The organism is Aureivirga sp. CE67 (assembly GCF_015767245.1).
Classification (GTDB): domain Bacteria; phylum Bacteroidota; class Bacteroidia; order Flavobacteriales; family Flavobacteriaceae; genus Aureivirga.
This window is the reverse complement of record NZ_JADOTV010000002.1, coordinates 132,422-146,629: the sequence shown is the minus strand read 5'-3', so window position 1 is coordinate 146,629 and position 14,208 is coordinate 132,422. Positions and strand designations below refer to the sequence as shown.

The 14,208-nt window shown below is 32.5% G+C and carries 3 protein-coding genes; all 3 read right to left on the bottom strand.

Annotated elements, in window-relative coordinates; all coding sequences use genetic code 11:
• Positions 1-46: 46 nt before the first annotated feature.
• The 3 genes from I0K12_RS04545 to I0K12_RS04535 all read right to left on the bottom strand — a co-directional run bounded on the left by I0K12_RS04545 (position 47) and on the right by I0K12_RS04535 (position 13,890).
• Positions 47-1,642, bottom strand: coding sequence for an OmpA family protein (locus tag I0K12_RS04545; protein ID WP_196885705.1), 1,596 nt, complete (start codon positions 1,640-1,642; stop codon positions 47-49).
• Positions 1,643-1,661: 19 nt separating this feature from the next.
• Positions 1,662-2,576: a type IX secretion system membrane protein PorP/SprF gene (locus I0K12_RS04540; protein WP_196885704.1), complete on the bottom strand. Its 915-nt coding sequence runs from the start codon at positions 2,574-2,576 to the stop codon at positions 1,662-1,664.
• 76 nt (positions 2,577-2,652) lie between these two features.
• Entirely contained in the window at positions 2,653-13,890 is an 11,238-nt protein-coding gene (locus tag I0K12_RS04535) for a gliding motility-associated C-terminal domain-containing protein (protein ID WP_196885703.1), read from the bottom strand.
• Positions 13,891-14,208: the final 318 nt, after the last annotated feature.

Genomic DNA, 14,208 nt, shown 5'->3' with positions numbered 1-14,208 from the left:
CAATCTGCATAGCCTCTTTCATTAAATAAAACCAATAAACTAATTATCACTCTTTAATAACTACAAATTCAGTTCTTCTATTCATCTCTTGTTCTTCATCTGTACACTTCACACCTTTTTTACATTTATTAATAGGGAATCTGTCTCCATAACCTTGCCCTGTTAATCTATTCATCGGTATTCCATGATCTACAAGATACTTGATTGTTGAAACCATTCTTTCGTCTGAAAGTTCTAAGTTATAACTTTCACTTCCTCTTGAATCCGTGTAAGAACGTACATCAATCATGATAGAAGGGTATTTTTGCATGATTGCAACTACTTTATCTAGCTCCATTGCTGCATCAGGACGAATGTTTGATTTATTAAAGTCAAAATAAATTTTATTTGTATTAATAAATTTCACACCATCTTTTATCATAAACTCATCTGGCTTTAAAATAAACTGTACAACATGAATTTTATCTACTTCATAAGTTGTGTTTATTTTCTTACGATGTGGTGAATGATAATCTCTTGACGCTTGAATTTCATATACAGCATCACAATCTACATCTACGATAAATCCACCATCACCCCCTGTCAAAATACTCATATTTCTAGGCATGTCTTCTCCTGGTCTTGGTGGCATCGGACTTTTCACATCTACTAAAGAACCTGGTAATAATGGCCCATTTTCTTGTTTTACAATACCTCTTATCTTTTGAGTACAGATAAACGCAATTGGTTCTTCTTCTTCAAAGAAATAGATATCATCAGACCCTACTCCACCTTTTCTATTAGAAGAAACAAATCCCATATCTTCATCTGCATTAATTACAAATGCAAAATCATCTGCTATAGAATTAATTGGTGAACTAAGCCTTTTAGGCATGCTACATTTTCCATTAGGATAAACTCTTACCCCAAAAACATCTAAACCACCAAGGCTTTCTTTTCTATCAGATGAGAAATAAAGAACGTTATCTCCTCCCATAAAAGGAAACATTTCATTGTAAATCGAATTTACATTTGGGCCTAAATTAATTGGCTCTCCAACACTTCCATCTTCTAAGATTTCTGCAACATATATATCTGTTCCTCCCATTGAACCTGGCATATCAGAACAAAAGAATAATTTTGTTCCATCTAAGCTCACCATCGGATGTGCTACAGAATAATCTGGATGATTGATTTCTAAAGATTCTGGTTCTCCAAAATCTCCTTCACCTTTTATTTTTACTTTATATATCTGAAGTTTATTTTTTTTGTCTTTTGATAGTTTAAACTTCTCTTTGATATAATTATTACTAGTAAAATATAAATGTTCTCCATCTGGACTTATTGTTGCAGAAGCCACATGAAATTTTGTATTAATCTTTTTTGGTAGTTCTTTCAAACTAGCAATTTCTTGAGCATTTGGCATCCATTCTCCAGAATATAATTTTAAGTAAGGTTGTTTATTCTTACTCCATTTTCTATTCCTTATGGATCTACCTTTTCTGGCACTAGAAAATACAACTTTATTACCTTTCACGAAGGCAACACCAAAGTCCGAATTCTTGGAATTAATTTCTAAAACTTTGATTTTGTATCTTCCTGTTTCTTGCGCACTTAAACTACAGGCCAGAAACAATGATAAAATGAATATAATTTTCTTCATAAAAAACTAATTTAAAATTTTAGAAAAATCTCGGACTGTCAATATTTGTTCTACTGAAATTAAATAACATAATAAGCTCATGTGAACCTGAGTTAAAATTCCCAAGATTATTCAATGTATAATCATATGCATATCCTACTTTGAATCCTGGAGATAAATTTATCCCTGCTAAAGCAGTTAATGTATCATCCCAGCGATATGAAACTCCAAACTCTACTTTATCTTCTAATAATACGTTTGCTGCTAAATTCCATGTAAGTGGAGATCCCGCAGAACCTTTGATTAAAGTAGAAGGTTTAAATTTCAAACTTCTTGAAATATCAAATACATATCCTCCCGTAAGAAAATAGTTCGATTGTTCTGAAGCTTTTGAAATAATCCCATCTGATTTTTCATAATGCTTATTCTCCAATAAATTTGGTATTGATAAACCTATGTACCAATTTTCTTTATGTAAAAAAGTACCAACTCCTAAGTTTGGATAAGCTTTACTAACATTTTCATTGAATAAAGGATCGTTTTGATCCAAAGTTGTCAAAGAAAGTAAACCTATATCTTGGAATGTAACTCCTGCTTTTAATCCTAAAGCTAATTTTAAATCATCTGAAAGAAAAAGCGTATATGAGAAATCTCCGTATAGATTTGTTTCTTTTACAGGACCGAATTGATCATATAAACCTGAAAATCCTAAACCAACTCTATCTCCTACAGGTGATTGTACCACTACTGTAGCAGTTCTTGGAGCACCTTCCATGCCTACCCATTGTGTTCTTCCTAAAATACCGACGTTAAAGTCTCCTGTTGAGCCGGCATATGCAGGGTTTACTATATTCATGTTATAGTAATATTGTGTATACTGAGGATCTTGCTGCGCAAAAATTGTCAAAGGCAGACAGACTAAAATCCCTAACAGTAATTTTTTAATTTTTTTCATAAAATCAATTTATATGGTTATGATATGAAAGAGAGTAACTAAAAGAGTTTGGTTACTCTCTTTTCAGATTTATATCTTATTTATTTAAATACACCCAACCTGTTTGTGGTTTTCTATTGTCATTATTAAAATTAATTATATAGAAATATGTTGAAGCTGGTAGAGTTTCATTAGAATCTAATGAGAAGTCTCCATCATAATATCCATCCCACCATCTTGGTTTTTGATCTGGATTTCCATTATGTGCATATTCATAAATTTTATTCCCATATCTATTATAAATTTCATAACTGAAGTTTGGATAAAGAACTTCTAAGTTTTTGATTTCAAAAACATCATTAATTCCATCTCCGTTTGGAGAGAATCCATCAGGAATTTCAAGATCAATTTGAGGCTCGATAATTACTTTCGCATAATCATCCTCGAACACATCTCCGTTATTTGGTGTTGAATCAAAATCAAACTCATCAACAAATACAACCTCAGCTATATTTTCATGACTTCCTGTAGGCAGCACTTCTACTTTTACAAATAATAAAGCTGTCTCATCGTTTTCAATTGTATCAATATTCCAAATACCAGTATTTTCGTTATAAGTTCCATTTGTAGCAGATGCTTCTATGAATCTAAATCCTGATTCTATATAATCATAGATTTGAAGATTATTTGCATCACTTGGACCATCATTCTTAACCTCTACAGTAAATGTAATCTCACTACCCGACATTGGTGTTAAATTATTTACTGTTTTGTTTAATGAAATATCTGCTCCTCTGATAGGATATGTTTCTGCACAAGACTCATCATTTGAAGGATCTGTATCTTCCTCAAACACATTCGTAATAACAGCACAATTCACATATTCATCAACTACATTATTAATTGGAAGTACTTCCGCTGTTACTGAGAATCCTTCACTTTCACCTGCAGGAATAATTCCTACAATCCATTCTCCTGTTTCTGGATCATATACTCCAACCGAAGCATCATGACTTACATATTCATATCCATCTGGAAGTAAATCTGTAACTATAACTGCTGTTGCATCACTAGGACCTTCATTTGCAATTACAATATTGAATACTACATTATCTCCAACATATGGTGTTTCATTATTTACAGTTTTAAGTATAAATAAATCCACTTGTGGAACTGGAACAATATCGATTACACAAGACTCATCATCTTCAAAATCGCTATTATTATTAATTGTAGAATCGATATCTTTTTCATTTAATCCTGTAATAGCAGAACAATTGAGATAACTTCCTTTAGGATTAACAGTTGCTTCAATTACTAAAGTTACACTTGCATCTGCTGCTAAAATTCCGATATCCCAAGAACCTGTATATTCATTATAAGTTCCAACACTTGGATTAGATGCTACAAAATCAAATCCTGACTCTAGTAAGTCTGTAACTACTAAACCAGTAGCCATACTTGGTCCATCATTTGTAACAGTAAGTGTAAAGAATACATTCATTCCTACATTTGGCGTAAGATTATCAACTTCTTTCACAATACTTACATCTACAACTTGCGTTGGGAATACTTCTACACAAGCATAATCGTCTTCAAGAGGATCTTGATTTCCATTATTAGGATCTGAATCCGGATCAAATTCATTTGAAGCAACAATTTCAGTACAGTTTGTATACTCTTGCTGCGTTTGATCTGGAGTAACTATAGCTGTAATTGTTAAAGTTTCTATAGTTGGCCCACTTACTTCATCATAAGGTACTGAAGTTATCGACCAATTTCCTGTAGTATCATCATATGTACCATTTGTTTGCGTATGCGATACATAGTCAAATCCTGCTGGTAATAAATCTGAAACTACAACATCCGTTGCATCACTTGGTCCATCATTAACTAATTTGATTGTAAAAATCACCTCATCTCCAACATCTGGAATCAGATTATCTACTTCTTTGAAAATTGCTAAATCAGCCACTTGAATTGGAACAAGAGTAACACAACTTTCTAATAATGGAAGCGTATTATCTTCATCTGAAGTTATAGTCACACAGTTTTCATATTCATCAACTGTTCCAGTTGTTTTTTCAACTTTTGCAGTAATTGTCATTACAGCTGTATTATTTGCTGGTAAAATATCAAATAACCAAACATTAGTAGTTGTATCAAATTGCCCTACTGAAGGAGCAGTACTTACAATTGTAAATCCTGATGGTAATAAATCCTCTAACTGAACTTCTGTTGCTGGACTTGGTCCTGCATTGAAAGCCGTTATTGTAAATACTACATTGTCTCCAACATAAGGTGTTAAGTTATTTACTGTTTTAAGAACATTTAAATCAACCACTGGAATTGGATCAATTCCTACTTCTGTAGTATTGTTAACCCAATTTGGATCTGTTTGATCTAAAGAAGTTATTTCTGTAATATTAGTATATTCTCCTTCTGGATTAACTGTAGCTTGGATTTCTACAAATCTAGTTTCTCCAACTGCAAGATCACCAACATTAAATAATCCTGTCGCATTATCGTATGAAACACCATCTGTTAAATGTCCTACATAAGTATAACCTGTCGGTAATAAATCATAAGCAATAACACCTGTTGCATCACTTGGCCCTCCTTCTAATACATCAGGGAACTGTGTAATGTCTGATGGTGTTGGATTTGCTACTTCAATTAAGAAATAAACATCTGAACCAACTTCTGCTTCTGTAATTGGATTTGGTGTTCCTGATTGAGGTCCATCAAATACTTGCTTTACAATTTCTAAGTTTGAAATTGGGTTTGGATAATCTTCTTCTATCGCAACATTATTTGATTCATCTAAATCACCAGGAATAGCCGATCCAGTTGGTGTATCGTATAATTCTACTGTAGTAATATTAACTAATAAAGGAGAATCTCCATTTGCAAGTCTTGTTGTAGTGAAGTCACTATCTAAAAATAATACAACATCAAAAAATACTTCTTCTCCTGGTTTTAAGTCCTCAATAAATACATCAATATTCCCTGTTCCATTATCTGGTATCGGTAATGTTGGCGTTCCTACAAAACCAGAAATTTGCCAAGAAACTATATTAGATTCTGTTGGAGCATTATTTATAACCCTAACAGCTTGTGCAGTACTTGGACCATCATTTTTCACCATAATTCCATACTCAATTTGAGTTCCAGCTGTATAAACAACTAAACCATCATCCATTTGGACTTTAAGATCTGATATTTGAACTGGTGTTGTACTTGAACATACATCATCGTCTTCTCCAATAATACCATTATCTGGTGTAGAATCTGGATCATCTTCGTTTACACTAACAATTTCAGCACAATTATTATAATCTATTGCACTACCTGCTGCATTACCATCATTTACTATTGCAGTAATTGTCAACGTAGCAGTCGCATCCTTTTGTAATGCTAGAATAATCCAATAATCATCTTGATCTGTATTATCTCCATCATTATCATCTGGAATAAAAATTCCCATCGAAGGATTTGCACTTACATAAGTATAACCATTAGGTAAGTAGTTTTCTATCTCAATTCCTGTAGCTGTACTTGGACCTCCATTTAATAAAGTTAAAGTAAAGACAACTTCCTCTCCAACGTTTGGCTCATCATTATTAACTTCCATTAATAATTCTAAATCAACAACTGGAATTGGACTTGTGTCATCCTCTACAATATTATTTGTTAAATCAGGATCTGTTTGGTTTAAAGCTACAATTGCAGTAACATTAGAATAGTTTCCTGAAGCGTTTACAGTAGCATCAATATCAATTGCTATTGCATCTCCGTTTGCTAAACCTCCAATATTCCAAATTCCTGTTAATGGATCATATCCACTTCCTGTATAAGTTACATAAGTATAACCATCTGGTAATAATTCTTCAACTAAAATACCATCAGCATCACTAGGTCCATTATTAGTAACTTCTAAAGTAAAAGTAACTAAATCTCCCACCTCAGGATCATCAATACTTGATACTTTCGTTATTTCTAAATCAGAAATTGGATCTGGATGATCTGTATCTGTATGAATTGCTTTATTTGGTTCTAAATTAGTTACCGAACCTGTAGCTTCTACAGTTACATCAAGATTTGGAGAGGCAGCATTCACAATAGTAAAGTTACTATTGATAGCCATTCTTGCTTCAATTACAATTTTTTCTCCTGGATCAAAACTAAGTGCTCCACCTAATGTTGCAACATCTAAATCAATTGAATCTATATCATCTGGTAAATTACTCACACTAAATGATGTAACAGGCAATGATGTTAAACCTGTGATATCAACTGTTGTTTCAGCTGTAACAACATCTAAATATTCCAATTGTGTTCCAAATGGAATCTTAATATTAATTAATACATTACTTGTTGGACTTGGACCTTCATTTTCAACTTCAATTCTATAAATATTTTCATTTTGTGAAGGTGAACCTGTAAATCCTGTACCTGCAGTATATTTTGTTTTATTATCAGTAACTGTTGTTTTTAGTGTAGCATTTTGTACTGGAATTAATGTGATACATTGTTCATTTACATCATGCTCATTTGAATCAATTGTCGCACAAATATCATATTGATCAGCTATTCCTTGATCTCCATTTACTAATACATTAAATGTAAGCACTTCTGATTGTCCACTTGGTAGATTTCCTACATTCCAAATTTGTAATGTATTATCCCAAAAACCTGCAGAAGGTGTATCATTAATATATGTATAACCAGGTCTAACTATATCTAAAACTTGAACTCCTGTCGCAGTACTTAATCCATTATTTACAATTTCTACATTAATTGTAAGTTCATCTCCTGCATATGGGGATGTATTATTTACAGTTAAATTAACTGATAAATCAACATCTGGTTGTGGAGATATAACATCGTTTACAACATTGTTTGTCCAATCAGGATCTGTTTCATTTAAGAAAACAATTTCTGTTACATTATTAAATTCTCCTGTGGCTTGAACTGTGGCTGTAATTTCTAGTGTAGCAACTCCTGTATTTGCAATATTTCCAACATTCCAAATTCCAGTTCCAGAATCATAATCTCCTCCACCATTATCTGATACATAAACATATCCACTCGGAAGTAAATCTTCGACTAAAATTCCACTTGCATCACTTGGACCAAAGTTTTCAACATCAATTGTAAATACAACATTAGTACCTACAACAGCTAAAGGATCGCTTACATCTTTTGTGATTTCCAAATCAGCAATAGGATTTGCAGTATCCAAATCTGTTGTTTGTGCTAAAACTCCTGGAAGTCCAGTTATAAATGTTTCTACTTCTATATCTGGACTTGAAGCATTAGTTACTGTATAGCTACTTGGTATATCTAATTCGAAACTTAATTCTAATACTCCTCCTGATTCAAAATCAACTCCAGAAATTGTATTTCCTAAAATCAAATCACCTATATCAGAGTTTGTTAAATTTGTTGAATTATCATCAACTTGCCAATTAGAAGTGGTAGTTCCTAAAGGAACATTCACTGCTAATTGTAATTCTGTAGCTGAACTTGGACCTAAATTCTCAATAATTAAATTATAAGAATTAGGGATTCCTGCTGTGTAAGTATCTTTATTATCTGTTAAACTAATAGTCATATTAGCTAACTGAGAAACTGTATTAAATGTAACTGTAGTTTGAGAACCTGTTCCTCCAGTATTATATTCAAAAGCATCTGCTACCGATGTAAAGCCATAACTCCCTGCTTCATCTGGTAAGACCATAAATACAATATCTATAGAAGTTGTCGTGTTTTTCTGAAGATTTCCAACTTCCCATGTATCTAAAATATTATCCGTTCCTGGAGTAGATAAATCTGCTAATAACAAATCTTTAAGTAAACCTCCACTGTTGTCAGAAACATACTCTAGACCATCTGGAATTGGAACTAACACCTCAACTTGAGAAGCATTATTTGGTCCATTATTAGTTAGAGTTAAAGTAACTGTTACCTCATCACCTGCTGTTGGATCTTGACTAAACACAGAGCTTATTAATTGTAGATCAACTTTTTTAGGTTTTAAGACCATTGCAACCGAGTCATCCTCATCAGGATCTGTTCCTGCATTTCCTGGTGTTGAATCTGGATCATTATCATCCATACTTGAAACCTGAGAAATAATATCATAAGGTCCTGTAGCTAATACATTAGAATCAAACGTTAAAGTTTGAGGTGTACCAACCGGTAAACTAGTAATTAACCACACTACACTATCATCAGCACTATTTGTAGTTGCTAGAGAAGGTGTACCAATTGTTGCTGATTGTGAATTAACCAAAGGAAGCCCAACACCTAAAACTGAACTAATAGTAACATTTTGGGCTACACTAGGACCATTATTAACAACTGTCAAAGTAAATGTAACATTATCTCCCACTTCTGGTTCATCATTGTTTACTTCTAGACTAATTTCTAAATCTGATGAAGGAATTGGCACTCCTACAGGTGGAGTAAAAGTAGCTGTATTATCAGCAGGATTGTCTGTACTATACAATGGATTTGTTTCAATTGTAATAGTATTTGTATATGGTGGTCCTGTTGGTAATATTATTGCTTTAATTTTTAAAGTCAATATATTATTATTAGTTATAGGTGTATTCGAAGCTAAATCTCCAACAAACCATGTGTTTGAATTTGTATCATATACTCCTTGATCAGTTGTATAAGAAACAAACTCATATTGACTACTAAGAATATTAGTTACTGAAACGTCAAAAGCATCACTCACTCCAGTGTTTTCTACTTCAATTGTAAACTCAACTTCATCTCCAACATTTGTTGTTGCTGACATATCAGAAGTATAACTTTCAATTTCTAATTCCACATCTGGATCCGGAGTTGCAGTAAATGAACAAGCTCCAACATTACATAAAGGAGATAGATCTACTGAAGCTGTACTCGCTTCTAACCATTGAATTAAATTACCATCCATACCACTTGGTGTAGATATGGTAACCGTATACTCTACTCTATTAGCATTTCCAGCTGGATTATTAGTTAAAGAAGTAATCGTGTCATCTAACATTCCAGCATTGGTTGGTCCTCCATCTCTTGTCCAAGAGACATCACTTGATGACGTATTAATTGGTAATGGTGCTAAAACTTTTATATTTTGAGCAAAAGTTGGAGTACCTCCAAAAGATAATTGATTTGTAACTCTTACTTTATAAACAAAATCTTGTCCTGGAATAAAAGTTTGAACATTATCATTGATTGGATTATCACTTATATCTAAAATTTCAACAACTACATCTGCTAAAGAAATTCCTTTACTCGCTTGGTTGTTTCCTGGAACATCGTCTGTTTCACTTCCTGAAACCGTAGCAACATTCATATAATTACCTGAAGCTAACATTTCAAGTCTCAATGTTATTCTAACTTCTTCATCAAAAGCTAAATCTCCAATTGTCCAAACTCCTGTTGCTTCATCGTATCCTTCTGGAGCCAATGGAGTAAAAGGAATCCAAACTGCTCCATTAAAAGACTCAAATACCTCTGAGATATATTGAAATCCTGAAGGCACTGGAAACTGTACATTTACATTTGATGCATCACTATTCCCATCGTTTCTTACAGTTACTGTATACTCTAAATTTTCTCCAGGTACAAAAGTTGGAGCTCCTCCTCCTACTAATACTGGATCATCCATCGTAATTTGTAAATCAGAAATTAAGTTCGGCAAATCAACATCAAATGCATCATTATTCCCCATATCAGTATCATAAGTATCTGTTGTTACTTGAACTAATACTTCTAAAGGAGCTCCATCTGTAAAATCACTTGGAATATCAAGAACTACATCTAATTCTAAAATTGCTCCTGGAGGAAATGTTAATCCTGAAATTACAAATCCATCATCTATCAAAGCTGGAGGTGAAGGATTTCCATTTAAATCTTCAATTGGAGGATTTGCTACGTCATAAACATTACTAATATCTGTAATCTCATTTATAGAAGAATAAATAGGAGTTAAATCCTCAAATTTTATAGTCACATTTTCTGCAGTAGCAGGACCTTTATTTTCTATAACTAATCTATAAGTCTTAGTTTCACCTGCAGTATAAGTATCATCTCCATCATCTAAAGTCACTTCTAAATCTGTAACAATTAAATTTACTGATTTTGAAACCACATTATCTGTTAAATCTGAATCTGTCTGATCTACATTTATTACTTCAGCAACATTTAAATAATTCTGTGTAGAAGTAATTGTTGCTTCAATTTCTAGATATTTAGTATCAGAATCTACTAAATCATTTATAGTCCAAACTCCAGTTGTTGGATCGTAAGACGTTCCTGAATCTGCTAAGTGAGCTAAATATGCATATCCATCTGGTAACATATCACTGACTTGTACACCACTAGCATCACTAGGCCCATTATTAGTTGATTCTATATAAATAAATACAATATCTCCAACATTAACATTGGAAGCAACTGCAGGTACAGGTGGGTTAACCAAAGAACCATCATAAATTTCCATTGCTAAATCAATATCAACTGTTGAATCAGGTAAATTTGTATCAAAAGCAACATTATTATTAGTATCCTGTTCTAATGTTGTAGTTGTTACTGAAGTTTCTATAGTAATATTTGGTGTATTTCCTGCTTCTATCGTATAATTACTTGGAATACTAATAGTCACTTGTAAATCTAATACACTTCCAGCTGGGAATGTCATTCCATTTATAGTAAATCCATCTGAAATATCTGTTCCATTATCAAATGTCATTGGTGTAGTTCCTAATAAAAAAATATTAGATACATCTGCAACTTCTACTATAGAACCTGAATAATCAATTTCAGAACTTCCTATTGGTGAAAAATCATTAAATGTGATAGTCACATTTTCTGCTTCACTTAAACCAGTATTTTGAATTCTAACATCATAAGTATTAGTATTTCCAGCAGTATACAACTCTTTATTATCTGTAATCGTTATATCCATATTTGCTACAGGAACTGGCGTAAATGTTGTTAATATAAAATCATCTTCCACATTTGCAGCAGGGTCTGTTCCACTTGTTGGTGGTGAACCTGGATTGTTTAAGAAATCAGAGTCTAAATCTGGATTTGGTGCAGATAAAATTTCTGCCCAAAAATCATAATAATCTACAGGAGCGGTTCCATTTGGCAATCCTAAAGCTTCAAGAATAAATGTTTCTGTTTCAGAATCTCCTGAATTTAATGTTGGAACTATCCAAATAGCTAAATTAGGCGTTGCAGGTGTATACCCTAAACCATTTCCTTTTCCAAAATCAACAATTATATTTGAAGCTAAAGAATTAGAAGGACCATTATTTGTTAAAGTAACAGTAATTTCAACATGTTCTCCTACTTCTGGATTTTGATTACTTACTGTAAAAGTCATATCTAAATCACTCGCTGCAGTTGGTGAAATATTTGGCATAATACCAAAATTGATATTATTTCCATTACTATCTGATCCAAATGTGTTTGGCGAATAATCTAAACTTCCAGTATCTGTCTTAATTTTTAATTTAAGTTCAATAAGCTGATTCTCTCCAGCTTCTAATATAAAATTATCCCATTTATCTGTAGAAGAATCATAAGTACCATCAAGGAAATTATAAGCTACAATATCATATCCATCAGGAACTAATTCATCAACGGTAATAATTCCAGAATCTGCATTTCCTTGATTTGTAACACTTACTATTAAATCAATTTCCTGTCCATAATAAGTAGTAGTAGGGACTGGCTCTAAAAAAGAAACATCTCCTTGTAAATCAACTATTGGTGGAAGTTCTGCACTCACAGCATTATTAGCATAATCCCAATCATGTTGTTTCAAGAATGCTTCTCCTAAAATTTGATAATTACCACTTAAATTTCTATCTAAAAACAATGTAATTGCTACACTATTACTAGGATTTAAAGCTCCAATAGTCCAAACACCATTATAAGATGTTCCTGCATCTGGACTAGATGAAACATAATCAAAACCAGAAGGAACAAATAAATTTGCATAAAGTTCCGTTGCATTATGAGAACCATTATTTTGAATTTCAAAAGTAACTTGATAATCTGCAGTTGGACTACCATCTGTAAATGCTGTTACATTAAACTCTATATCTGTATATTTTGCTGAAAATTCATGAACAAAACTATTCGAAATACCATAAGTAGTTTGTGTTGTTTGAACATTTACATCAAAACTATTATCATCATAGTAATCTCCATTTGAATTAGCATCTGAAGGCTCTTTTAAGAATACTGGTATGTTTAAAACATAAGTGTCTCCAGGTAAAATATCTGGAACATTTACAGTAGCAGGATTTCCTAGAGTAATATTAGGCATCCCTGTAAAGTCAGGTGCCAAATCATCTCCAAAAGTTAAAGCAACGTCTACTCCTGAAATAGTAACTGTTGAAGTATTCTGAACATTCAAAGCCATCATTGCAGTATCTCCAATAGAAGAATCCCCTGAACTTGTTACAGTAGTTGTGACTGATGGTTGTACAGCTGTATATTGCATAGAACTAGCAAATGAACATTCTGAACCATCAAAATTAAACACTGTACCAGATACTACGATATTTTTAACTCCAGGAGTTGTAAATGTTTCTTGAAAAGAAAATGGTGTTTCTCCAGCTCCAATTGTAACGGGTGCTCCATCAATTGTCCATTGAACATCTTTATAAAAACGAATATCATCTAATCCCCAATAGTCATTAGTTGCACCACTTGTTAATTTTTGATGCCATCTAATTTGCGTAGATGCTGTTCTTGCTACAGCTGGTAAATAAACTTCATATTGATTCCAATTTACATAATCATTACCCGTTCCATCATTTGGATCAAAATCTGCAAAAGGAACCCATCCACTTCCAGTGTTATATTGTAACTCAATTCCTTCATTTGGATCTAAAGTTTCACAATTTGATCCTGAATCTCCACCTCCAGCAAACTTCATATAAAAAGTTATCATAGCTCCTGAACCGGAAAAATCATAAGAAGTTGAAATTATATCTCTATAATCAGGACCTGTAAGAGACTCACCAACCCAATAGAAATTTCCTCCATCATACGAAGGTTTACATTCTGAATTAGAATGAACTCCAGCTGTTCCATATATTTGGGACCACCCTCCCGGAATTGCATCCATATTAAATCCTCCTTGTGCATTTGACAAACTAAAAGTTACATCTTCTTGTATTGCACTAGGGCTTGTTGGCGACGCAGAAATCTCGGTAGGACACTGCGCATAGACGCCGTCATAGAAATAAAAACAAAAAAATAAAAGCAATAAAATTGACCGGCTTTTAATTTTGCGAAAAGTAATATTCTTCATAGTTGAATGATTTAGTTTAAAAGTTATATCATTTCATTTATCTAACTTTAGGCAAATCATTCTTTAGGGTTGTGCACATCAAAAAATATTCAACCAACTGACTATCAATTGATTAAATGATACTACACATAAATTTAGTCACTTTTACACAGATATAAAATATCCTTAAAAAGAGAAGTTTATTTTTATATTATTCTCTAATTTTTAAGTAATATTTCATTTTTTATAAAACTAAATTCTAATTTTTCTTAATTTTCACTGAATATTTATATTATTTTATGTTAATTTTTTTTGACTTTACTTATAAAATATTAACAT